At 71.3% G+C, this 23049-nt stretch carries 18 protein-coding genes; 7 read left to right on the plus strand and 11 right to left on the minus strand.

The window, feature by feature from the left end:
• Positions 1 to 792 precede the first annotated feature (792 nt).
• The 3 genes from phoH2 to IE260_RS34655 all read left to right on the plus strand — a co-directional run bounded on the left by phoH2 (position 793) and on the right by IE260_RS34655 (position 4800).
• Positions 793 to 2118, plus strand: a complete 1326-nt coding sequence (gene phoH2 / locus IE260_RS34645; RefSeq protein ID WP_189879222.1) for an RNA 5'-3' helicase PhoH2 — start codon at positions 793 to 795, stop codon at positions 2116 to 2118.
• Between the two features lie 417 nt (positions 2119 to 2535).
• Complete coding sequence (locus IE260_RS34650) at positions 2536 to 3237, plus strand: aggregation-promoting factor C-terminal-like domain-containing protein (RefSeq protein WP_229881596.1); 702 nt, start codon at positions 2536 to 2538, stop codon at positions 3235 to 3237.
• A gap of 141 nt (positions 3238 to 3378) precedes the next feature.
• On the plus strand, positions 3379 to 4800 hold the full coding sequence (locus IE260_RS34655) for an AI-2E family transporter (RefSeq protein WP_189879225.1): 1422 nt from the start codon (positions 3379 to 3381) through the stop codon (positions 4798 to 4800).
• A gap of 57 nt (positions 4801 to 4857) precedes the next feature.
• On the opposite strand, the gene IE260_RS34660 is transcribed toward IE260_RS34655, so the two are convergent.
• Together IE260_RS34660 and IE260_RS34665 are read right to left on the minus strand one after the other, a co-directional pair.
• Complete coding sequence (locus IE260_RS34660) at positions 4858 to 5391, minus strand: alkyl hydroperoxide reductase (protein ID WP_189879227.1); 534 nt, start codon at positions 5389 to 5391, stop codon at positions 4858 to 4860.
• Between the two features lie 5 nt (positions 5392 to 5396).
• Positions 5397 to 5951, minus strand: a complete 555-nt coding sequence (locus IE260_RS34665; RefSeq protein WP_189879229.1) for a peroxiredoxin — start codon at positions 5949 to 5951, stop codon at positions 5397 to 5399.
• Positions 5952 to 6107: 156 nt separating this feature from the next.
• Between IE260_RS34665 and IE260_RS34670 the strand changes: the two genes are divergently transcribed.
• Positions 6108 to 7070, plus strand: coding sequence for a LysR substrate-binding domain-containing protein (locus IE260_RS34670; RefSeq protein WP_229881598.1), 963 nt, complete (start codon positions 6108 to 6110; stop codon positions 7068 to 7070).
• A gap of 629 nt (positions 7071 to 7699) precedes the next feature.
• Here IE260_RS34670 and IE260_RS34675 read toward each other — a convergent pair.
• The 5 genes from IE260_RS34675 to IE260_RS34695 all read right to left on the minus strand — a co-directional run bounded on the left by IE260_RS34675 (position 7700) and on the right by IE260_RS34695 (position 12604).
• Entirely contained in the window at positions 7700 to 10036 is a 2337-nt protein-coding gene (locus IE260_RS34675; protein ID WP_189879231.1) for an ABC transporter permease, read from the minus strand.
• Positions 10033 to 10722, minus strand: a complete 690-nt coding sequence (locus IE260_RS34680; protein ID WP_189879233.1) for an ABC transporter ATP-binding protein — start codon at positions 10720 to 10722, stop codon at positions 10033 to 10035. Before IE260_RS34680 ends, IE260_RS34675 begins: the two co-directional genes overlap by 4 nt.
• A complete protein-coding gene (locus tag IE260_RS34685) occupies positions 10719 to 11246 on the minus strand; it encodes a PadR family transcriptional regulator (RefSeq protein WP_188183884.1) in 528 nt (175 codons plus the stop codon). Before IE260_RS34685 ends, IE260_RS34680 begins: the two co-directional genes overlap by 4 nt.
• Before the next feature lie 168 nt (positions 11247 to 11414).
• Complete coding sequence (locus tag IE260_RS34690; protein WP_189879235.1) at positions 11415 to 11669, minus strand: type II toxin-antitoxin system antitoxin; 255 nt, start codon at positions 11667 to 11669, stop codon at positions 11415 to 11417.
• Positions 11666 to 12604, minus strand: a complete 939-nt coding sequence (locus IE260_RS34695) for an SPFH domain-containing protein (protein WP_189879237.1) — start codon at positions 12602 to 12604, stop codon at positions 11666 to 11668. The genes IE260_RS34690 and IE260_RS34695 overlap by 4 nt, the downstream gene beginning before the upstream one ends.
• 246 nt (positions 12605 to 12850) lie before the next feature.
• Here IE260_RS34695 and IE260_RS34700 point away from each other — a divergent pair, with 246 nt between their 5' ends.
• Complete coding sequence (locus tag IE260_RS34700; RefSeq protein WP_189879239.1) at positions 12851 to 15163, plus strand: transglycosylase domain-containing protein; 2313 nt, start codon at positions 12851 to 12853, stop codon at positions 15161 to 15163.
• 60 nt (positions 15164 to 15223) lie between these two features.
• On the opposite strand, the gene IE260_RS34705 is transcribed toward IE260_RS34700, so the two are convergent.
• The 4 genes from IE260_RS34705 to IE260_RS34720 all read right to left on the minus strand — a co-directional run bounded on the left by IE260_RS34705 (position 15224) and on the right by IE260_RS34720 (position 21582).
• Complete coding sequence (locus IE260_RS34705) at positions 15224 to 17287, minus strand: SpoIIE family protein phosphatase (RefSeq protein ID WP_189879241.1); 2064 nt, start codon at positions 17285 to 17287, stop codon at positions 15224 to 15226.
• A gap of 280 nt (positions 17288 to 17567) precedes the next feature.
• Positions 17568 to 18278, minus strand: coding sequence for a cytidylyl-2-hydroxypropylphosphonate hydrolase (gene fomD / locus IE260_RS34710; RefSeq protein ID WP_229881601.1), 711 nt, complete (start codon positions 18276 to 18278; stop codon positions 17568 to 17570).
• Positions 18279 to 18324: 46 nt separating this feature from the next.
• A complete protein-coding gene (locus IE260_RS34715) occupies positions 18325 to 19710 on the minus strand; it encodes a class II fumarate hydratase (protein WP_189879243.1) in 1386 nt (461 codons plus the stop codon).
• Positions 19711 to 19905: 195 nt separating this feature from the next.
• Positions 19906 to 21582: a fumarate hydratase gene (locus IE260_RS34720; RefSeq protein WP_308434722.1), complete on the minus strand. Its 1677-nt coding sequence runs from the start codon at positions 21580 to 21582 to the stop codon at positions 19906 to 19908.
• Positions 21583 to 21762: 180 nt separating this feature from the next.
• On the opposite strand from IE260_RS34720, the gene IE260_RS34725 reads away from it, so the two are divergent.
• Together IE260_RS34725 and IE260_RS34730 are read left to right on the plus strand one after the other, a co-directional pair.
• The gene (locus tag IE260_RS34725) at positions 21763 to 22464 is read left to right on the plus strand and encodes a DUF1707 SHOCT-like domain-containing protein (protein ID WP_189879247.1); all 702 of its coding nucleotides are present in this window, start codon (positions 21763 to 21765) and stop codon (positions 22462 to 22464) included.
• 128 nt (positions 22465 to 22592) lie between these two features.
• Complete coding sequence (locus tag IE260_RS34730) at positions 22593 to 22973, plus strand: WhiB family transcriptional regulator (RefSeq protein WP_189879249.1); 381 nt, start codon at positions 22593 to 22595, stop codon at positions 22971 to 22973.
• Positions 22974 to 23049 lie beyond the last annotated feature (76 nt).

Below are 23049 nucleotides of genomic sequence, written 5' to 3' on the forward strand. Positions count from 1 at the left end.
CTGGGGTCGCGTCGGTAGCGCTTGATCGCGTAAGTTCGGACCAAGGTAATTCGCGTAAGCAAAGCTGCGCGGGCGGTACCGCGCAGTGGAGGGGGCTGCGCGGTGCCGGAGTCAAGTCGGCGTTCGCCGCGAGGTTCACCCGGTGGGGGGATGCGAGGGCATCGGGCCGTCCGGATTCCGAGGCGCACCGACCCTCCGGAAAGGCGCGTCTGTCACCCGGTTCCCCTGGGATTCCATTGCGTTTTGGCCATGATTCAGGGCGGAATGAGAGGTTCCGCGACCACCGCGGCGTCGCCGGACGACTTCGGAGAGTAGTTGTGGCACGCCGATGCACGCAGCATCACTTACGAAGGGTTATGGTGGAAACCCCCCCTCGGGCCGGTCCGTCTCCCCCCCACGGACCGGCCCGTTTTTTCTGCCCTCGGCGCCCCGCACTCTCCGCACCTCGGCGAGACCCGCCCGGGTACCGCGGACGGGGCTGACGTAACGAGGAGTTCACCGGTGCGCCGTCCTGTGTCGTGGCATGGCTGCGCTTGTTCGAGGGCATAAGGCAAGCAGGTCGACGCCCGAACCACGGGTGTCGGATCTCAGCGGGCGGCACGGAGCTGCCCGCCCGGGAGGCCCTTTGCACCAGCCCGACCGTGCGGTCACGGCACGGAAGAAGCAGCGGAGGGCCGGTTGCCGGCCCGTGCCAGTGCATGGCGGCCGTCGACCGGCCGGCTCGCTCCCGCCTTCCCGGCCCAGCGTCCACTCCGTCGCTCCCCGACCTCATCCGAGGGGGTACGTCCTTCCGTGGTGACCAGCACAAAGCGCCACAAGCCAGATCGGCGCACCTATGTTCTCGACACCAGCGTCCTGCTGGCCGACCCGAACGCCCTGAACCGCTTCGACGAGCACGAGGTCGTGCTCCCGATCGTCGTGGTCACGGAGCTGGAGGCCAAGCGGCACCATCCCGAACTCGGCTACTTCGCCCGGCAGGCCCTGCGCCTGCTCGACGAGTTCCGGGTGCGGTACGGCCGCCTCGACGCCCCCATCCCGACCGGGGATCTCGGCGGGACCGTGCGTGTCGAGCTCAACCACTCGGACCCCAGCGTGCTGCCCACCGGCTACCGCCTGGGGGACAACGACTCCCGCATCCTCGCGGTCGCCCGCAACCTGCAGGCCGAGGGGTTCGACGTCACCGTCGTGTCGAAGGACCTCCCGCTGAGGATCAAGGCGTCCTCCGTCGGCCTGCTCGCCGAGGAGTACCGCGCCGAGCTGGCCATCACGGACGCCTCCGGCTGGACCGGGATGTCCGAGCTGACCCTGCCCGGCGAGCAGGTGGACGTCCTCTTCGAGGAGGGACACGTCTACGTCCCCGAAGCCGCCGGCCTGCCCGTGCACACCGGCCTCACCATCCAGTCGGAGCGAGGGAAGGCGCTCGGCCGCGTCACCGCGGAGGGCAACGTCCGGCTGGTGCGCGGCGACCGGGAGGCGTTCGGCATCAAGGGACGCAGCGCCGAGCAGCGGATCGCACTCGACCTGCTCCTCGACCCGGACGTCGGGATCGTCTCGATGGGCGGCCGGGCCGGCACCGGCAAGTCGGCGCTGGCGCTGTGCGCGGGGCTGGAGGCGGTGCTGGAGCGCCGGCAGCACCAGAAGGTGATGGTCTTCCGTCCGCTGTACGCGGTGGGCGGGCAGGAGCTCGGCTACCTGCCCGGCACCGAGGCGGAGAAGATGAGCCCCTGGGCGCAGGCGGTCTTCGACACGCTCTCGGCGGTCACCAGCCGGGAGGTCATCGAGGAGGTCACCGCCCGCGGCATGCTGGAGGTGCTCCCGCTCACCCACATCCGCGGCCGGTCGCTGCACGACGCGTTCGTCATCGTGGACGAGGCCCAGTCGCTGGAGCGGAACGTCCTGCTGACCGTTCTGTCCCGGGTCGGGGCCAACTCGCGGGTCGTGCTCACGCACGACGTGGCGCAGCGGGACAACCTGCGGGTAGGGCGGTACGACGGTGTCGTCGCCGTCGTCGAGAAGCTGAAGGGGCATCCGCTCTTCGCCCACGTCACCCTGACTCGGTCCGAGAGGTCCCAGATCGCGGCGCTTGTGACCGAAATGCTGGAGGACGGGCACATCTGAGAATTCAGCCCTGACAAGGGCCGGTTGCGCGTCGGTCGGCGCCGTCCGGAAAGGCGAAGAGCCTAGCCGGACGGCGCCTTCGCATGTGGGGGTTTCTGTGAAACCCCTGGGCCAAACGGGATGTGAGCTTTCACACGCAACGGGGAATTGCCTTGCCCCGTCGGGTTACGGCAGAGTCTCACTCCTGTCAGGCCCCGCATACGACACACCTGTACCCCCAGCGGTACGGCACCACAGAAGCACCAGTTTCAACTCCATAGCAGCGTCGTATGCCGCCCGAGTACCACGCGGCACTCCCCACGCGGGAGTTGCCCACGGGCCCGTGCCTCCCGTGACCCGTAGTTGGGGAGGCCAGTGCCAGGGGCACGATTGCGTCCGCGAGGGTCACCGAAGCGGGCGATGCTGGAAGGAAACCGTGTGAGCCGGATCTCGGTCCGGGGATTCGCAGTGGCCTCGGCCACGGCGGTCACCGCTGTCGGAAGCGTCGTCGGGGTTGCCTCGGGCAGCACCGCGCAGAACAACGACGCCGAAGCGACGGCCACGGGCACGACGCTGCTCGCGGACATCCCCGCGGGCCAGCAGGCCCAGGTGCAGACCGCGTCCCTGACGCAGCAGGCCGACGCGCAGGCCATCGCCGCGGACGCGAGCGCCAAGAAGGACGCCGAGGAGGCGGCCCGCAAGGCAGCCGCCGAGACCGCCGTCGCCAAGAAGGAGAAGGCGCAGCAGGCAGCCGAAGAGGCCAAGAAGCGGGCCGAGGAGGAGAAGAAGGAGAGGGCCAGCCGCGACGCCGCGCGCGAGTCCACCACCTTCGCCGTCCAGAGCTCCTACACCGTCTCGCAGATCCAGGCGATGGCCCGTCAGATGGTGCCGAGCGGCCAGTGGCAGTGCTTCAGCAACATCGTGGACCACGAGTCCAGCTGGAACTACAAGGCGGTCAACCCCTCCTCCGGCGCCTACGGTCTCTTCCAGGCCCTGCCCGGCTCCAAGATGTCCTCGGTCGGCGCCGACTGGCAGACCAACCCGGCCACGCAGATCAAGTGGGGCCTCAACTACATGGACAGCCGCTACGGCAGCCCGTGCGAGGCCTGGTCCTTCTGGCAGACCAACCACTGGTACTGAGCCGCTGAGCCCCCCGGCACCAGCGCCGCTCAACCCCGCACAGCCCCTCACCGTCCTACGGTGGGGGGCTTGCCCCATGTACGGTCGGAGCGGCGACTCCAGGGGGGAGTGGTGGGGAGAGACGGGGGAAGAGGACGGATCATGTCGCGAGTGCCAGGGTGGCTCGGTCGGCTCGGCGCCGGACTGACCCGGATGAGCAGGCGGTTGGACCAGCGTCGGGCCGAGGTGGAGCGGGAGGACGCCGACACCGCCGACGCCGAAGGGGCACCGCCCCCCGACCACGTACCGCCGCCCCCGGACCACGCGCCGGAGACGCATCAACTCGTCGTCCAGGCCCGCCCCGACCCCGCGCAGGCGGTGCCGTGGGGCGTGCGGGTCGCGGCGGAGGCCGGGTGGCGGCTGCTGGTCCTCGCGGGCACGGTATGGGTGCTGATGCGCGTCATCAGCGCCGTCCAACTGGTCGTGCTCGCCTTCGTGATCGCCCTGCTGATGACGGCGGTGCTGCAGCCCACGGTGGCGCGGCTGCGGCGGCACGGGGTTCCGCGCGGGCTGGCCACCGCCCTGACCGCGATCCTCGGGTTCGTGGTGATGGGCCTGATCGGCTGGTTCGTGACCTGGCAGGTCATGGAGAACATCGACGACCTCTCGGACCAGGTCCAGGACGGCATCGACGAGCTGCGCAACTGGCTGCTGAACAGCCCCTTCCACGTCACCGACAAACAGATCAACGAGATCGCCAAGAACCTGCGCGAGGCCGTCGGCGCCAACACCGACCAGATAACCTCGGCCGGCCTGGAGGGCGTGACGGTCGTCGTCGAGACGCTGACCGGCATTCTGCTGGCGGTCTTCTCGACGCTGTTCCTGCTCTACGACGGCAAGCGCATCTGGGAATGGACGCTGAAGCTGGTGCCCGCGGCGGCCCGGCCGGGTGTGGCCGGCGCCGGTCCGCGTGCGTGGCGGACGCTGACCGCGTACGTGCGCGGCACGGTGATAGTGGCGTTGATCGACGCCATCTTCATCGGCCTCGGCATCTACTTCCTGGATGTGCCGATGGCCGTGCCGCTGGCCGTGTTCATCTTCCTGTTCGCGTTCATCCCGCTGGTCGGTGCGGTGGTGTCCGGAGCGCTGGCGGTCGTGGTCGCGCTGGTGACCCAGGGCGTGTTCACGGCGGTGATGACGCTCGTCGTCGTCCTGGCGGTGCAGCAGATCGAGGGTCACATCCTGCAGCCGTTCATCCTGGGGCGCGCGGTGCGCGTCCATCCGCTGGCCGTGGTGCTCTCGGTGGCCACCGGCGGCATGGTGGCCGGCATCGGCGGCGCGGTGGTCGCCGTACCGCTGGTGGCGGTGACGAACACGGTCGTGGGATATCTGCGGGCGCACTCCCGTGAGGCCGCCCTGAAGCAGGCCCCGCGGCCACGTGGCGCGACGTCGACGGACGCCGCCCCGGCGGTGGCGCCGCGGCGGCCACGTGGCGCGACGTCGACGGACGCCGCCCCGGCGGTGGCGCCGCCGCCCCCGCCGGAATCGCCGCAGCCGCCCCCGCCGGACGACTCTCCGGCATAGCGAAGGCCCCGCCCACCGTGAGGTGAGCGGGGCCCCGTCGTACAGTCGTACGTCCGGCTACTCGGCGAGGACCGCTTCGGCGTCCAGCGTGGCGCCCACGGCCTGGATCACGGCCGCGATCTTGAAGGCCTCCTGGATCGTGTCACGGTCCAGGCCCGCCTTGCGCAGGACCTGCTCGTGCGAGTCCAGGCACATGCCGCAGCCGTTGATCGCGGACACCGCGAAGGACCACAGCTCGAAGTCGACCTTGTCGACGCCGGGGTTGCCGATGACGTTCATCCGCAGTCCGGCGCGCAGGGTGCCGTACTCGTGGTCCGACAGCAGGTGCCGGGTGCGGTAGAAGACGTTGTTCATCGCCATGATGGCGGCGGCCGACTTGGCGGCCGTGTACGCCTCGGGCGTGAGGTTCGCCTTCGCCTCCGGCTCCAGCTCACGCAGCACGATGGGGGAGCGCGAGGCGATGGCGGTCGCCAGCACGGTGCCCCACAGCTGCTGCGCCGGGAGGTCGGAGTTGCCGATGACCGAGCCCAGGTTGAGCTTCAGGTCCTTGGCGTAGTCCGGTACGGCGGACTTCAGGGAGTCGAGGGACATCTCGATCACTCCCCGGCCAGCAGCGCGACCGGGTCCAGCGTCTCGTCGCCCTTGCTCCAGTTGCAGGGGCAGAGCTCGTCGGTCTGCAGGGCGTCCAGGACCCGCAGGACCTCCTTGGGGTTACGGCCGACGGAGCCGGCGGTCACCATGGAGAACTGGATCTCGTTGTTCTGGTCGACGATGAAGACCGCACGCTTGGCGAAGCCGTCCTCGCCCTCGATGCCGAGGTCGCGCATCAGCTCGTGCTTGGAGTCGGCCATCATCGGGAACGGCAGGTCACGCAGGTCGTCGTGGTCCTTGCGCCAGGCGTGGTGGACGAACTCGGAGTCGCCGGAGAAGCCGAGGACCTGGGCGTCGCGGTCGGCGAACTCGTCGTTCAGCTTGCCGAAGGCGGCGATCTCGGTCGGGCACACGAAGGTGAAGTCCTTGGGCCAGGCGAAGATGACCTTCCACTTGCCCTCGTAGGTCTTGTGGTCGATCGTCTCGAACTCCTTGCCCTTCTCCAGCGAGACGCAGGCGGTCAGTTCGAACTCGGGGAACTTGTCACCGACAGTGAGCACACGCTCTCCTTGCAGCGAAGAAACGCCCGGATTGCGAGCGTTTCCCATGGGTTGGACGGTGTTGATGTTGGCATAGGGTGCATTGATTAGTGAAATAGCTACACTCGGTCAGGTTGATCGGGTGTGTCTATCAGTGACCGGGAGTGAGTCGAGGGCATGAGCATGGGGATGAGCGGGGCGGTCGCGGGCAAGAAACGACAGCCCAGCCTGGCGCAGCTCCGCGCCTTCGCCGCCGTCGCCGAGCATCTGCACTTCCGGGACGCCGCCGCCGCGATCGGCATGAGCCAGCCGGCGCTGTCGGGCGCCGTCTCCGCGCTGGAGGAGGCACTCGGTGTCACTCTCGTGGAGCGTACGACGCGCAAGGTGCTGCTCTCAACGGCGGGGGAGCGACTCGCGGTGCGGGCCAAGGCGGTGCTCGCGGAGGTCGGGGCGCTGATGGAGGAGGCGGAGGCGGTACGGGCGCCGTTCACCGGGGCGCTGCGGCTCGGCGTCATCCCGACCGTGGCGCCGTATCTGCTGCCCACGGTGCTGCGCCTCGTCCACGACCGCTATCCGGACCTCGACCTGCAGGTCCACGAGGAGCAGACCGCGAGCCTCCTGGAGGGCCTCACCTCCGGCCGGCTCGACCTGCTGCTCCTCGCGGTGCCGCTCGGTGTGCCCGGCGTCAGCGAGCTGCCGCTCTTCGACGAGGACTTCGTGCTCGTCACCCCGCTCGACCACGAACTCGGCGGCCGGGAGGGCATTCCGCGCGCGGCGCTGCGCGAGCTGAACCTGCTCCTGCTCGACGAGGGCCACTGCCTGCGCGACCAGGCGCTCGACATCTGCCGGGAGGCGGGCCGCGCGGACGTCCCCGCGACCACGACGGCGGCGGGTCTGGCGACGCTGGTGCAGCTGGTGGCGGGCGGCCTGGGCGTGACGCTGCTGCCGCGCACCGCGGTCCGGGTGGAGACGTCGCGCTCCAGCCAGCTGCTCACCGGCTTCTTCGCCGACCCCGCCCCCACCCGCCGCATCGCCCTCGCCATGCGCACGGGAGCGGCGCGCTCCGCGGAGTACGAGGAACTGGCGGCGGCACTGCGGGAGGCGATGGGGGAGCTGCCCGTACGGACGGTCCACGGCTGAGCGCTCGCGCGGCGGCTCCCGGCGACGTCGCCCGCGCACGGAGGTGACCTCGCCGCTCGCGTGTCACCGCTTCGGTCGGGAGCCCACCGCTCCTTGCGGCTTCGCCCCACTGACACCGGGTCCCGGCGGGCGGCCTCCGCTGCGCGTCCCGCTGCCGGCCGGCCGGTCGAGGGGGCAAGGGGCCGTCGAGGTGACGCGGGCGGGATGCGAACGTGCCGCCGCCCCGGTCGGGTGGGGTGCTGTGGGGGCCGTTGGCGGTGCCTGCGAGGCCCTGGTGGGTCGATGTGGGTGGGCGGCGGGGTGGGTTCGTGGGGGTGCGGGACTGACACGGTGCGGACGTGCCGCCGTTTCGGTCGGGTGGGGTGGTGTGGGGGCCGTTGGCGGTGCCTGTGAGGCCCTGGTGGGTCGATGTGGGTGGGCGGCGGGGTGGGTTCGTGGGGGTGTGGGGCTGACACGGTGCGGACGTGCCGCCGTTTCGGTCGGGTGGGGTGCTGTGGGCCCCGCGGGTGGTGCCGGGAGCCGCTTGGTGAGCCGACGGCGCGGGTGGCGGTCTGCGGGGCGTCGCGGGCGTCGGCCCGACGGGGCGCTGCCCGGCCGACGGGGGGCGGGTCGGCCGGGCAGGCGAGGGGCTACTCCGTGCGCAGGCCGTCCGGGCGCATCAGACGCAGCAGGGGCGGCAGGCTGAGCAGGGTCACCACCAGGACGACCGCCGCGCCGATGCCGGTCATCGACAGCACGCTCGCCCAGTCGACGCGGACAGCGGTGTCCGCCATCTTCAGCAGCACCGCGCCCAGCGTCAGGCCCACGACGGACGCCAGCAGCAGCCCCAGCGCGATCGGGACCGCCGTCTGCCACAGCACGGACAGGCCGAGGGTCCGGCGCCGGGTGCCGAAGGCGACGAGGGACGACAGCAGCTTCCTGCGCTCGCGCAGCTGCTCCAGCTGCGCGACGAGCAGGCTCGCGCCGATCAGCGCGAGCACGCACGCCGCGCCGGCGAACAGCCCGGTGCGGATGGCCGTGAACCGGCCGGACTTCTCGGTGGCCGCCCACGTCATGGGGTACGCGAGCGGGTCGACGGCCGCCGCGGTGTTCCGGACGTTCTCCTGCACGTCCGGCGCCGACCGGTCGATCCGGAGGTAGAGCTCCCCGCTCAGGCCCGGCACGGCGGAGGCCGCCAGCGCCTTCGGCGTGACGAGGAAGCCGCCCTGCTCGCCCCCGGTCATGCCGATGCGCGGCCGGGCGTCCTTCAGATCCCGCGGCACCGTCCAGGGGATCTCCCGGCTCTTCGGGCCGGGCGCGTACGTCGGGTCGAGGTACAGCGTGCGCCCCGGCTTCGACAGGCTCCCCAGGTCGGTGTCGTACTCGGCCCCCCGCACGGCGAACACGTCGCCGTCCCGGCAGGAGGCCAGCCTGGCGATCTCGCGCAGCGCCGCGCAGTCGCCGACGGTCAGCGGCGTGCTCTTCTCCGGGTCCCTGCGGCGGTCGCCGAGGTAGCCCTCGGAGTAGACGTGGACGCCCTCCACGCCCTCCGTGCGCCGGAACTTCCCGGCCGCCACCGCGACCGGGACCTCGCTCGGCACGGACACCTGCATCTGCGCCCGCATGACGTCGTACCCGGTGTCCTCGGTGTAGTCGCCGTCCACGCCCGCGAACAGCATCTGCAGCGCGATCGCCCCGGCGACGGCCACCGCGATGCCGTTGACCATGCGGGCCGCCGTGCCGCTGCCGACCTGCAGACGGCGTACGGCCAGTTGCCAGGACACGCCGCCGGCACCGAGCCGGGAGACGACCGTCTCCACGACCCACGGGAGCAGCGCGGTCACGCCGACCAGCAGCAGGATGACGCCGCCGACCACCAGGTACTGGTTGAAGTCCCCGTTGGCGCGGCCCTGGCCGACCATCGGGTAGAGCATCGCGAGGCCGCCCAGCGGCAGCAGCAGCCGCCACCACAGCCGGCGCCGTGCGGGCCTCGCCGTGCGCACCACGCCGAGCGGCTCGATGACCACCCCGCGCAGCGCGAACAGCGTCACCAGCACCGCCGCCGCCGGGACCGTCACCGCCACCAGCAGGGCCAGTACGGGCGAGGGGTCCAGATAGCTCGGGAAGACACTGACGTGGAACACCTCGGCCGTCCCCGCGAGCTGACGGCCGGCCAGGAAGAACACGGCACCGAAGACCAGCCCGAGCAGCGCGCCCGCCAGCGCCTCGCCGGCCGCGATCCGCCGGGTCATGCGGCTGTCGGAGCCCACCAGCCGGAGCGCCGCGAGCCGCCGGTCGCGCCGCTCGCCGCCGAACCGCACGGCCGCGGCGATGAACACGGCGACCGGCGTCAGCAGCGCCACGAAGACGACGAGGACGAGGAGCAGCAGTACCGGATCCATCCGCTCCGACGACGGGTCGGTCTCGCCGAAGTGGTCGATACGGGTCACCCTGCCGCCGTCGATGTGCGGGGCGAGCCCCTCGGCGCCGCGGTAGAAGGCGAGTTCGGCCGAGCCGACCAGCCCGCTCTCGCCGATGGTGCCGACGATCCGGTCCGGCAGCCGCTTCCGCAGCAGCTCGCCGGAGTCCGACTCCAGCAGCCTCTTCAGCGCGGGGGAGACCACCATCTCGCCCACCGCCGGGAACTTCTCCACCCCCGGCGGCAGCGGGGCCCGCGGCCCCTCGGGCTCCAGCGCGCGGCCCCGGACGGTGTCGTCGCGGAAATCCGTACCGACGTTCGCGACCACCAGCGTGTTGCTCCCGCTCGGCAGCTGCCCGGAGTCGACGAAGGTGATGTCCGTGCGCGCGGCCTCCCGCTCGTGCCGGACGGCGAGGGCGTTCGGGATCGCGGTGGTCAGCAGCAGCAGCGCCACCCCGAGCCCGACGCCGACGGCCGTCAGCACGGCCCGGGTCCACCCCTCGCGCCCGCCGGCGAAGGCGAAGCGGACGCCCATGGCCAGATCGGCGGCCCACCGCCGCACGCTCATACGACGCGCTCCATGTCCCGGGACCTGCCGTCCCGTACGACGATCTCGCGGTCGGAGTACGCGGCCACCCGCGCCTCGTGCGTGACCAGCACGACGGCGGCGTTGGTGGACCGGGCGGCGTCCGTGAGCAGCTCCATCACGCGCTCGCCGTTGAGGGAGTCCAGCGCGCCCGTCGGCTCGTCGGCGAACAGCACGCGCGGGCCGGTCACCAGCGACCGTGCCACCGCGACGCGCTGCCCCTGGCCGCCGGAGACCTCGCCGGGCCGCTTCCTGCGCAGGTCGTCGACCTCCAGCCGTTCCATCCAGGTCAGCGCGGCCCGCTCGGCCTCCTTGCGGGGCGTGCCGTTGAGGCGCAGCGGCAGGGCGACGTTCTCCACGCAGGTCAGCTCCGGGACGAGTTGCCCGAACTGGAACACGAACCCGAACTCGCTCCTCCTGAGCGCGCTGCGCCGGGCGTCGCTCATGGCGGACAGCTCCCGCCCGTCGTACGTGATCGTCCCCGAGTCGGGCGTCACGATCCCGGCGAGGCAGTGCAGCAGCGTCGACTTGCCGGACCCGGACGGGCCCATGACGGCCACGACCTCGCCGGGGTGTATGGAGAACTCGGCGCCGTCCAGGGCGAGGGTCGGGCCGTATGCCTTGCGCAGCCGCTCGGCGGCGAGCAGCGAACCGGCGGGGGCGGTCACTGTGCGGCCACCGCCTCACGGAGCTTGTCGAGACGTGCCGCGGTCAGCTCCAGCCAGCGCAGGTCGGCCTCCAGGTGGAACAGGGCGTGGTCGCAGATGAGCTGGTCGGCGAGGTCGCCCTTGCGCTTGCGGTCGGTGAGGATGCGCATGGAGCGCAGGTGCTCCGAGCGCTGGGTGTCGAGGATGTCGGCCGCGTCGCGGTGGGTGAGCAGGGCGAGGACGACCTTCGTGTACAGGGTCGACTGCAGGTACGGCTCCGGCTTCTCCGGCGTGGCGAGCCACTGCGCCACGTCGGTGATCCCGGCGTCGGTGATCGCGTACCGCTTTCGCTCGGGACCGCCGCCCGCCTCGATGCCGTCGACCACGACGAGGCCGTTCTTCAGCAGGCGGGACATCGTCGAGTAGACCTGGCCGTAGTGCAGCGGCCGGTCGTGACCGAACTTCTCGTCGAAGGCACGCTTCAGGTCGTAGCCGTGGCGTGGCCCGGACTCCAGGAGTCCCAGGAGGGTGTGACCGATGGACATGCACCGCACTCTACACACGGTGTATACGCGGCATGTATACACCGAGTGCGGAGTTCGTGGCCGGGTGTGCGGGGCTCCTGGTCGGGGCCGGTTGTCACAGTTCCGCTACAGCGGAATCCCGGGCTCCGTCACCTCGGTCCGCTCGGGGCGCGCTCGGCGGGTGCTCCGCTACGCCGGCGGCCCGGGGGGCGTGCTCCCCGGGGGCCGGCCGCGGCGCGGCAGGGGGCCCGCCTCGCCGGGCAGGCGTCCGGCCTCCGCGAGCGCCCGGCGGAGCAGGAACTCGATCTGCGCGTTGGCGGACCGCAGCTCGTCGCCCGCCCAGCGGGCCAGGGCCTCGTAGACATGCGGGTCCAGCCGCAGCAGCACCTGCTTGCGCTGCTGCGGCCGGCGCTTCGGGGCGGAGCCCTCGGAGGAAGCCGTCACTGGTAGAGCGTCCCCGTGTTCAGGACCGGCTGCGCGGAGCGGTCCCCGCACAGCACGACCATCAGGTTGGACACCATCGCCGCCTTGCGTTCGCCGTCGAGCTCCACGATGTCCTGCTCGGTGATCCGGGCCAGCGCCGCCTCGACCATCCCGACCGCACCGTCCACGATCTGCCGCCGCGCCGCGACCACCGCGCCGGCCTGCTGCCGCTGGAGCATCGCGGAGGCGATCTCCGGGGCGTACGCGAGGTGGGTGAAGCGGGACTCGATGATCTGCACGCCGGCCGCCTCCACGCGCGCGTGCAGCTCGACGGCGAGCTTCTCGGTGATCTCCTCGGCGTTGCCACGCAGCGACAGGCCGTCCTCGTCATGGGCGTCGTAGGGGTACTCGATGGCGATGTGCCGCACGGCCGCCTCGGTCTGGGTGGAGACGAACTCGACGTAGTCGTCCACCTCGAAGGTGGCCTGGGCGGTGTCCTCGACCCGCCACACCACCACGGCGGCCAGCTCGATCGGGTTGCCGTAGGCGTCGTTCACCTTCAGGACGGCCGTCTCGTGGTTGCGCACCCGCGTCGAGATCTTGGTGCGCGACGTCAGGGGGTTCACCCAGCGCAGCCCGTCCTGCCGGATCGTCCCCCGGTACCGCCCGAAGAGCTGCACCACCCGTGCCTCGCCCGGCGCCACCATGTTCAGCCCGCACATGGCGAGGAACGCGGCCAGCGCGACGAGGATGCCCCCGATGATCAGCGCCGCCTTGGCGCCGGTCGCCGAGGCCGCCGTCGCGGCGGCGATCAGGCCGGCGCCGGCCAGCAGGCCGAGCAGGCCCAGCAGCAGCGCGAACCCGCCGCCGATGCTGTGCGCCGTGACCTCCCGGACCCGTGGGGCCGGCATCTCGGGCACATCGGCGGTGACCTGCGGTGCGTCGTGTGCGGACATGAGGGGTCCCCGTTCTTCCGAACTAACTCTGATCTATCTAAGTGATATCACTTTACCCGTGCACGGCAACCCTGAACCCCTCTCGTACGTCGGTTCCCATGGAACGGGTGCTGATTCTCACGTCCGTACAAGGCCGGATCCGCAGCCGTTTGTCATATCTCCCGGTGTTAGCTTTCTGAGCTGACCTGAGCGGCGAACCTGTGTGACGGATGAGCACACACGACCGAATCGGAGCGGATCGGACCCATGGGACGAGCGGAAGAGAGAAGAGCGCGACAGCGCGGTGGCCGCCGCGCGGCGCCGGGACGCCGCCGTCCGTCGGGCGCGGGCGGGAAGACCGGCATACGCCGGCTGTTCACCTGGAAGAAGATCCTCGGCACGTTCTTCGGCCTGTGCCTGCTCGGCATGGGCGGCTTCATCGTCCTGTACCTGGTGATCGACATCCCGGCCGTGGGCAACGAGGACGCCGATTCGCAGGGCAACGTCTACAAGTACAGCGACGGCTCGATCATGGCCCGCCAGGGCTACAACCGGGAGATCGTCGACCTGGCCAAGGTCCCCAAGGACGTCCAGCACACCTTCGTCGCCGCGGAGAACAAGACCTTCTACAAGGACGCCGGCGTCGACCTCAAGGGCACCGCGCGCGGCGTGCTCAACACGCTCTCCGGCAAGGGCGCGCAGGGCGGTTCGACGATCACCCAGCAGTACGTCAAGAACTATTACCTGACCCAGGACCAGACCGTCTCCCGCAAGCTCAAGGAGCTGGTCATCTCCCTCAAGCTCGACCGGGAGAAGTCCAAGGACTACATCCTCGCCGGGTACATCAACACCAGCTTCTACGGCCGCAGCTCCTACGGCATCCAGGCCGCCGCCCAGGCCTACTACCGCGTCGACGCCGAGGACCTGACGGTCGAACAGGGCGCCTACCTGGCCGCGCTGCTCCAGGCGCCGAACCAGTACGACTGGGCGATCGCCAGCGACACCGGCAAGAAGCTCGTCCAGGAACGCTGGAACTACGTCCTGGACAACATGGTCGAGATGAAGTGGCTGGACGCGGCCGACCGCAAGGGCATGAAGTTCCCGGTGCCCGAGGAGCCCAAGGCCGCCCCCGGTCTTCAGGGCCAGACCGGGTACCTGGTGAGCGCGGCCAACGCCTCCCTCAAGCAGCAGCTCGTCGCCGACGGCACCGCCGAGGACATGAAGCAGGCCGACGCCATGGTGGACGCCGGCGGCTGGACCCTCACGCTCAACATCGACAAGAAGAAGCAGGCGGCACTGGAGAAGGCGGTCAAGACCCAGCTGACCAGCAAGCTCGACCCCGGTGAGCGCGACGTCGACGCCGACGTCCAGGCGGGCGCCGTGTCCGTCGACCCCAAGACGGGCGCGGTCGTGGCGATGTACGGCGGCGTGGACTACGTGAAGCACTACGTCAACAACGCCACCCGCGACGACTACCAGCCCGCCTCCACCTTCAAGCCGGTGATCCTGGCCGCGGCCGTGGACCAGGACGCCGAGACGCAGGACGGCGTGCCGATCACGGCCAACACCATCTACGACGGCACGAGCAAGCGCCCCGTGATGGACGGCGACCGCGAGGTCGGCTTCGCGCCTCCCAACGAGGACGACGTGGACTACGGGGACATCACCGTCCAGGAGGCGATGAACAAGTCCGTCAACTCCGTCTTCGCGCAGATGGGCATCGACGTCGGCATGCCCGAGGTCGTGAAGGTCGCGGGCGAACTGGGCATGGAGACCGAGGGCATGGAGGCCGTGCCCGCGCAGACGCTGGGCAGTATGGGCGCGAGCCCCCTGGAGATGGCCGGCGTCTACGCCACCTTCGACAACCACGGCAAGAAGGTCACCCCGGCCGTCGTGAAGTCGGTCGAGCACAACTCCCGCAAGGTCGAGTTCCCCGACCCGATCGGCGAGCAGGTCATCAGCCGGGAGGCCGCCGACACCGTGACGTCCGTACTGACCGGTGTGGTCGACGACGGTACGGCCAAGAAGTCCGTGCGGGAGAACCCGCTGCGCGGCGGCCAGCAGGTCGCCGGCAAGACGGGTACGTCCGACAACAACAAGTCCGCCTGGTTCACCGGCTTCACACCCGGCCTGGTCACCTCCGTCGGCCTGTTCGGCGAGGACGACAAGGAACCGCACCCGCAGGTCCCGATGTACAAGGCGGGCGGCGTCGACTACCGCGTCAACGGCGGTGGCTTCCCGGCGGAGATCTGGGCAGCGTACACCTTCGGCGTCATGGACGAGGTCACCGAGTTCGACCTGGAGACCAAGCAGGGCGCGGCGGTGAAGCCGAGCACCACGCCGCCGGTCACACAGTCGCCGTCCCAGTCGCCGTCGGACGAGCCGACGACCGAGGAGTCGCCGTCGGACGAGCCGACGACCGAGGAGCCGCCGTCCGAGGAGCCGACGACCGAGGAGCCGCCCCCGCCGCCGACGACGTCCCCGTCCAACAGCCCGTCGACCGAACCGCCGACGGGTGGGGAGACCACGGAGCCGGAGGACCCGCTGTTCCCGGGCGACGACGACCGGCAGCGGCAGTAGCCGACAGGAACGCGAAGGGGGCGCCCGGTGAGCACCGGGCGCCCCCTTCGCGTACGCGGCTCATCCCCGGTTCAGCTCGAACCAGACCACCTTCCCCGTGCTCAGCCGCGTCGCGCCCCAGCGCCGGGCCAGCCGGTTCACCAGGTACAGCCCGCGCCCGCCCTCGTCCGTGGCGCGCGCCTGCCGCAGCCGGGGCAGCTGCGGCACGTCGTCGCCGACCTCGCAGCGCAGCACGTCGGTGCGCAGCAGCCGCAGGGTGACCGGCCGGGAGGCGTAGCGGACCGCATTGGTCACGACTTCACTGACCAGCAGCTCGACGGAGTCGGACAGCTCCTCCAGGCCCCAGCGGGCGAGCGCGCGCCGGGCGAGCCGCCGGGCCCGGCCGGGCGCCGCGTCCTCCGGCTCCAGGAACCAGTACGCCACGTCGCTCGGCGCGATCCCGTCGAAACGGGCGGCGAGCAGCGCGATGTCGTCGTCCCGGTCGCCCGGCCCCAGCATGTCCAGCACCTCGTCGCACAGCGCCTCCAGCGGCGGCGGGTGGTCGGGCCCGGTCAGCTGCGCGGTCGCGGCGAGCTTCTCCCGCAGCTGTTCTATGCCGGTCCACACGTCCCGCAGCCGGGACTCGACCAGCCCGTCGGTGTAGAGCAGCAGGGTCGCGCCCGCCGGGGCGTCCAGCTCCACGGCCTCGAAGTCCACCCCGCCGACGCCGATCGGGGCGCCCGCCGGCACCGGCAGCACCTCGGCCCGGCCGCCCAGGTGCAACAGGACCGGCGGCGGGTGGCCCGCGTTGGCGATGGTGATGCGGTGCGACACCGGGTCGTACACGGCGTACAGACACGTCGCCATGCGGTCGGTGCCGAGGCGCTGGGCCTGTTCGTCCAGGTGGTGCAGCACCTCCTGCGGGGGCAGGTCCAGCCCGGCCAGGGTCTGCGCGGTGGTGCGCAGCTGGCCCATGATCGCGGCTGAGGTCATGGAGTGGCCCATGACGTCCCCGACGACCAGCGCGACCCGGCTGCCGGGCAGCGGGATGGCGTCGTACCAGTCGCCGCCGACCCGCGCGGTCTCGGCGGCGGGGAGGTAGCGGGAGGCCAGCCGCACGCCGGTGCAGCGCGGCAGGTTCTCCGGCAGCATGGTGCGCTGCAGCTCGTCCGCGATGTACGCCTCACGCCCGTACAGCACCGCCTTGTCGATGCCGAGCGCGCTGTGCGTGGCGAGCTGGGCGGCCACGAGCAGGTCGTCGGCCTCGAAGGCGATGCGCTCGGGGAGGCGCAGGAACAGGGCGGCCCCGATCACCCGGCGCCGGCCGCGCAGCGGCGCGAGGATCGCCCGCTGGCCGCCGGGCACGGCGAACTCGCCGCCCTCGCCGATCAGCTCGGGCAGCGCGGCGCGGGCGGCGGGCGCGTCGGTGAAGACCGGACGCACCCCGCGCAGCACCTCGGCGAGCGCACTGCCGGGCCGCACCTCGCACAGCTCGGAACCGACCGTCTCCAGCTCGGAGGGCTCCGGCTGGACCGCGGGCATGAATCCGCTCTCGGTGTCACGCTCGGCCGGGATCCGGTCGGTGCGCCGCAGCCGCAGCACCAGCGGGCCGGTGGGCCGCTCGTCGCCGACCGGCAGCGGCTCGCGCAGATAGACCAGGATGGCGTCCGCGAAGGTCGGCACCGTGGCCCGGCACAGCCCCATCACGATCTCGTCGAGGTCCATGCCCCGCGCGATCCGCCGGGTCGCGGCCCCCACGAACCGCAGCCGGTCCCCGTCCCGGCGCATGGGTGTGGGCCGCCCGGGCGCGGGGTTCTGCCCGGTACGGCGGTCCTGGTCCGCCCGGCGGTTCTGCGGCGCCGGCGCCCCGCCGGACCCGGCGGGCTCGCCGCCCGGCTGGAGGGGTACGCCCTCGGCCGCGGGCCGGGGCCGGTGCGTGTCGGGCTCGGCCGACTGCTCGGCGCCCGGCTGGGAGTGCTCGGAGACACCCACGGGGTTCGTGCCCGGCGGCTCTCCGGCGCGCCCCTGTGCCGGTAACGCGGCTCCGGGGGAACGCAGGAGCGCCCCGCGGGGATCCGCGGGGTCGGCGCCCGCCTGGGGGCGTTCGAAGGAGGTCGGCTGCTCCGTCACGCGTGTCGAATCCATCCGTCCGCGACTGCGCGCCGCGCGTGCAGTTCGTCCCGCAGAAGTCCCGATACCCGGTACTCGCGCCCGAGGAACGGAATTCCCACGTGGTCAGAGGCTGTTCCTGTGCGACCGGGGGGCCGACCGCGGCCCGTACCGGTGTTGCCCTCGTACCCCTCGCTCACGTCCTGCCGCCCCTCGGTGACGATCGGTCAAGCTCAGCGCGCGCCCCGGCAGTTGCCACCGCGCGCCCTTGCGGAGGACGATCCTACGTTTCTTGCCGGGGGGCACATCAAGGGTCTCATGAGGACACATGCGCGGGCGTGCGATCCCAGTCGCCGGGCAGAGAAGGCACCGTCCAGGCGGGATCCGGACGCCAGTCCTCCCAGCCGTCCGGGAACGGCGGCCCCCAGGCGCGGATCACCTCCACCGCGGCGCGCCCGGCCTCGCGCACCCGCTCGGCGAGCCGGGCGTCCATCAGCCCGTCCCGCTGCGCCTGGGCGAACTCGTCCTCGTCCCGCCAGTGCCAACTGCGGTCCGGGTGGACGGACAGGTCCAGGAAGTGGTCCTCGGAGTCGACCCCGCCCTCCCAGCGGGCGAGCGGCTCCTCCAGGTTCACGTACCAGTTCTTGAAACGCCAGCCCGGCTCCCAGAACAGCCACACCGACCAGGGTTCACCGGGCCGCGCCAGCTTCAGCACGCCCGTGCCGAACCACCGGTCGCGCTGCACGGTCCTGGGCTTGGTGTAGCGCGACTCCAGGGGTTCCAGGTGCACGGGCGTGCCGTCGGCGAGCACCGGCTTCACGCACTCGGTGCCGGGCGCCAGCCACACGGCGAGCAGTTCGGCGTCGTCCCGTACGACGGTGACGGGACGCGCGATGTGGAAGCCCCGGCCGCCGTTCTCCCGGTACCGCCACAGTATGTGGCTCCCCGGCGCCCAGAAGACCGGCGACGCCGGGGCCGTTGTTCCGTCCGTGTCCGCCGTCGTGCTCACCGCTTCACCGTCTGCCATGGACAGATATTAGGTGCCGTGCGCACGGGTCGCCGTGGCGACGGTGTCACGGACGGGTCATGCGCAGCACGTCGAGGGCCTCGTCCAGCTGCTCGTCCGTCAGGTCGCCGCGCTCGACGTAGCCGCCCTCGAGCACGACCTGACGGATCGTCTTCCGCTCGGCCAGCGCCTTCTTGGCCACCTTGGCGGCCTCCTCGTATCCGATGTACTTGTTGAGCGGGGTGACCACGGAGGGCGAGGACTCGGCGTACTCACGGGCCCGTTCCCGGTGGGCGACGATGCCGTCGACGGTCCGGTCGGCGAGCAGCCGCGACACGTTGGCGAGCAGCCGGACGGACTCCAGCACGTTCTTGGCGATGACCGGCAGCATGACGTTGAGCTCGAAGTTGCCCGCGGCGCCGGCGGTGGCGACGGTGGCGTCGTTGCCGACGACCTGGGCGGCGACCATGAGCACGGCCTCCGGAATGACCGGGTTGACCTTGCCCGGCATGATGGACGACCCCGGCTGGAGGTCGGGCAGGGAGATCTCCGCGAGCCCGGTCCGCGGTCCGGAGGACATCCAGCGCAGATCGTTGGCGATCTTCGTCAGTCCGACGGCGATGGTCCGCAGCTGCCCGCTGGTCTCGACGATGCCGTCCCGCGCCCCCTGGGCCTCGAAGTGGTCGCGCGCCTCGGTGAGCGGCAGCCCGGTCGTGCGGGCGACCTCCTCGATGACGGCGGCGGAGAAACCGGGCGGCGTGTTGATGCCGGTGCCGACGGCGGTGCCGCCGAGCGGCAGTTCGGCGAGCCGGGGCAGGGAGGCGTTCAACCGCTCGATGCCGTACCGCACCTGGGCCGCGTACCCGCCGAACTCCTGCCCCAGCGTGACGGGGGTGGCGTCCATGAGGTGCGTGCGCCCGGACTTCACGACATCGGCGAACTCCTCGGACTTGCGGGTCAGGGAGGCGGCGAGGTGGTCGAGGGCCGGGATCAGGTCACGGGTGACGGCGGCGGTGGCGGCGATGTGGATCGACGACGGGAAGACGTCGTTGGACGACTGGGAGGCGTTGACGTGGTCGTTGGGGTGGACGTCCCGGCCGAGCCGCTCGGTGGCGAGGGTGGCGATGACCTCGTTGGTGTTCATGTTGGACGAGGTCCCCGACCCCGTCTGGAACACGTCCACGGGGAAGTGCTCGTCCCACTTCCCCTCGGCGACCTCCCCGGCCGCCTCCTGGATCGCCTCGGCGACGTCCTTGTCGAGCACCCCCAGCCGCGCGTTCACCTTCGCGGCCGCCCCCTTGATACGGGCGAGCGCCTCGATGTGCGCCCGCTCGATCCGCTGCCCGGAGACGGGGAAGTTCTCGACGGCCCGCTGGGTCTGCGCCCGCCACTTGGCCTCGGCGGGGACCCGGACCTCGCCCATGGAGTCGTGCTCGATGCGGTATTCGCTCATACCGGGTACAGCGCGGCAGGGGTGGCGGATGTTCCGCCTCTCGGCCCGTCCGGCGGTGGGAAACTCAGTCCGTCCGCCGGTTGGAGCACAGCCCCTCCGGCGTTCGAGGAGCGGGCGTCCGGGGGCGGAGCCCCCGGGGGGAAGGAACCGGTGAGGGCGGCGGGGGCGAAGGACCGCTCCCGCCGCACCGAAGGGCTACGCCAGCCCCGGCCCCCGCACCGGAATGGACGTGAACGTCGGCTGCGGCGCCGGGTCCTGGAAGAAGTCGTTGCCCTTGTCGTCCACCACGATGAACGCCGGGAAGTCCTCCACCTCGATCTTCCAGACGGCCTCCATGCCGAGCTCCTCGTACTCGACGACCTCGACCTTCTTGATGCAGTCCTGGGCGAGCCGGGCGGCGGGTCCGCCGATGGAGCCGAGGTAGAAGCCGCCGTGCGTCCCGCACGCGTCCGTGACCTGCTTGCTCCGGTTGCCCTTGGCCAGCATCACCTTGGAGCCGCCCGCCGCCTGGAACTGCTCCACGTAGGAGTCCATGCGGCCGGCCGTGGTCGGGCCGAAGGAGCCGGACGCGTAACCCTCGGGCGTCTTCGCCGGGCCGGCGTAGTACACGGGGTGGTCCTTCAGGTACTGCGGCATCTCCTCGCCCGCGTCCAGCCGCTCCTTGATCTTGGCGTGCGCGATGTCGCGGGCCACGACCAGCGGACCGGTCAGCGACAGCCGGGTCTTGACCGGGTACTTCGTGAGCTCGGCCAGGATGTCGTCCATCGGCTGGTTCAGGTCGATCTTGACGAGGTCGCCGGCCTCGTCGAGCTGCTCGTCGGTCGTCTCCGGCAGGAAGCGCGCCGGGTCGGTCTCCAGCTGCTCCAGGAAGACGCCCTCGGCGGTGATCTTCGCGACGGCCTGCCGGTCCGCGGAGCACGACACCGCGATGGCTACCGGGCAGGACGCACCGTGCCGCGGCAGCCGCACCACGCGCACGTCGTGGCAGAAGTACTTGCCGCCGAACTGCGCCCCGATACCGATCTTCTGCGTCAGCTCGAAGACCTTCTCCTCCAGCTCCTTGTCCCGGAAGCCGTGGCCGAGCGGCGAGCCCTCGGTCGGCACGTTGTCCAGGTAGTGCGCGGAGGCGTACTTCGCGGTCTTCAGCGCGTACTCCGCCGAGGTGCCGCCGACGACGATCGCCAGGTGGTACGGCGGGCAGGCGGCCGTGCCCAGCGAACGGATCTTCTCCTCCAGGAACTTCATCATGGAGGCCTCGTTCAGGACGGCCTTCGTCTCCTGGTAGAGGAAGGACTTGTTGGCCGAGCCGCCGCCCTTCGCCATGAACAGGAACTTGTAGGCGCCGCCGTCGGTCGCGTAGAGCTCGATCTGCGCCGGGAGGTTGGAGCCGGTGTTCTTCTCCTCCCACATGGTGAGCGGAGCCATCTGCGAGTAGCGCAGGTTGAGCTTGGTGTAGGCGTCGTAGATGCCCCGGCTGAGCGCCTCCTCGTCGCCGCCCGACGTCAGGACGTTCTGGCCGCGCTTGCCCATCACGATCGCCGTGCCCGTGTCCTGGCACATCGGCAGCACGCCCGCCGCCGCGATGTTCGCGTTCTTCAGCAGGTCCAGCGCCACGAACTTGTCGTTGCTCGACGCCTCGGGGTCGTCGATGATCCGGCGCAGCTGGGCCAGGTGCTCGGGGCGCAGGTAGTGCTGGATGTCGTGGATGGCCTCCTCGGCCAGCTTGCGCAGCGCCTCCGGCTCCACCTTGAGGAACGTCCGCCCGTCGGCCTCGAAGGTGGAGACACCCTCGGAGGTCACCAGCCGGTACGGAGTGGTGTCCTCGCCCTGGGGGAGCAGATCGGTGTACGCGAACTCAGGCATCTCGCCCATTCCTCACTCGACATCACGCGCGGCTGGATTCCTCAGCAACGACGGCTGGCCTCCATTGGCAGCGTCCACCAGCGTAAAACCTGACACAGACGGCGAGCTTGTGAGGTAAGGCTCAGTTGGGGGACGCGAGGTCGTCCACAGCCCTAGTCGCGATCTATCGCGTTTCGGTACGCTGCTGTCGTGGACCTTCAGAAGCACGCCGAACGGCAGGGCACGGCACCGGCGTTGTCCGAGCTGCGCGCCTCGGACGCCGACCGTGACCGCATCGCCGACATGCTGCGCGAAGCCCTCGCCGAGGGTCGCCTGACCGCCGACGAGCACGCCGAGCGCGTCGAGGGCGTGCTGGCCGCCAAGACGGTCGGCGAGCTGGACGTGTTCGTGCGGGACCTGCCCGCCGGGCACGCCGCGCGCACCGCCCCGGCCTCCGCTCCCGCGCCCAACCGTCCCACCGCCGGCGCGATCCCCTCGGACCCCGACGACAACGTGGTGGCGGTGTTCAGCAGCGCCGTCCGCAAGGGCCGCTGGCGCGCCGGCCGTCGCATCCATGCGTACGCGATCTTCGGCAGCGTCGAGATAGACCTCAGCGAGGCGCTCTTCGAGTACCAGCAGGTCGTGGTCAAGGCGATCTCGGTCTTCGGCAGCGTCGAGGTCCGCGTCCCGGAGAACGTGTCGCTGCGCGGCACGGGCGGCGGCGTGCTCGGCAACTTCGAGGTGAGCACGCTCGACTCGGGCGAGGCCGACGCCCCCGTGGTCTACGTGGACGGCTGGGCCGTCCTGGGCAGCGTCGAGGCGCGGCCCAGGCGCGGCAAGCTCGTCGCCGACATCCTCGACCGGGTGCAGCGCAAGGTCGACAAGGGTTTGCGCCGGCATCTGGAGCGTTGACCGATGTGAATTCCGGGTGGATCGTGCGGCGAAAGCGGCGGTTCGGAACTCAGTGCATAGGCACGCGCACAGCGGGTAGGCCTTGACGCATCGTCTCTCGCTCGCGAAGCCGTCGTCAGGAGTAGACCGTGCTGCAACCGCCGCATTCGTCCCTGCAGGTAGCTGCCGTTCCGGCCCAGCGGGTGCCCGGACGTGACAGGGACCAGGATGCTCCCTGGCACACCGAGGCGGTGTGCCGGCGCGACGAGGCCGGGCTGTTCTTCGCGCCCTCGAAGGAGCCCACCGCCGCCCGGCTCTCCCGGGAGGAGGCGGCCAAGCGCGTCTGCGCCCGCTGTCCGGTCATGGTCGAGTGTCGTGAGCACGCACTCCTGCAGCCCGAGCCGTACGGCGTCTGGGGCGGACTCACCGCCGCCGAGCGCCGCGTGGTCCTGGCCCGTCGCCGCCGCCGCGAGATGGAACTGAAGAAGACGGCCCGCGCGGCGGCGGGACGCATAGTGGCGGCCGGCTAGCAGGCAGCGACGCCGAAGGGGCACCCCCCTGTGCGCAGGGGGGTGCCCCTTCGGCGGCGCGAGGGCCGCGGGGACC

This window comes from Streptomyces viridiviolaceus (assembly GCF_014650995.1).
GTDB classification, from domain to species: Bacteria; Actinomycetota; Actinomycetes; order Streptomycetales; family Streptomycetaceae; genus Streptomyces; species Streptomyces viridiviolaceus.

Excerpts from the sequence above, each read along its gene's own strand:
- IE260_RS34655 (WP_189879225.1), top strand. The coding sequence starts at position 3,379 with ATGTCGCGAGTGCCAGGGTGGCTCGGTCGGCTCGGCGCCGGACTGACC.
- IE260_RS34660 (WP_189879227.1), bottom strand. The coding sequence starts at position 5,391 with ATGTCCCTCGACTCCCTGAAGTCCGCCGTACCGGACTACGCCAAGGAC.
- IE260_RS34670 (WP_229881598.1), top strand. The coding sequence starts at position 6,108 with ATGAGCATGGGGATGAGCGGGGCGGTCGCGGGCAAGAAACGACAGCCC.
- IE260_RS34675 (WP_189879231.1), bottom strand. The coding sequence starts at position 10,036 with ATGAGCGTGCGGCGGTGGGCCGCCGATCTGGCCATGGGCGTCCGCTTC.
- IE260_RS34685 (WP_188183884.1), bottom strand. The coding sequence starts at position 11,246 with ATGTCCATCGGTCACACCCTCCTGGGACTCCTGGAGTCCGGGCCACGC.
- IE260_RS34695 (WP_189879237.1), bottom strand. The coding sequence starts at position 12,604 with ATGTCCGCACACGACGCACCGCAGGTCACCGCCGATGTGCCCGAGATG.
- IE260_RS34700 (WP_189879239.1), top strand. The coding sequence starts at position 12,851 with ATGGGACGAGCGGAAGAGAGAAGAGCGCGACAGCGCGGTGGCCGCCGC.
- IE260_RS34705 (WP_189879241.1), bottom strand. The coding sequence starts at position 17,287 with ATGGATTCGACACGCGTGACGGAGCAGCCGACCTCCTTCGAACGCCCC.
- fomD (WP_229881601.1), bottom strand. The coding sequence starts at position 18,278 with ATGGCAGACGGTGAAGCGGTGAGCACGACGGCGGACACGGACGGAACA.
- IE260_RS34715 (WP_189879243.1), bottom strand. The coding sequence starts at position 19,710 with ATGAGCGAATACCGCATCGAGCACGACTCCATGGGCGAGGTCCGGGTC.
- IE260_RS34720 (WP_308434722.1), bottom strand. The coding sequence starts at position 21,582 with ATGGGCGAGATGCCTGAGTTCGCGTACACCGATCTGCTCCCCCAGGGC.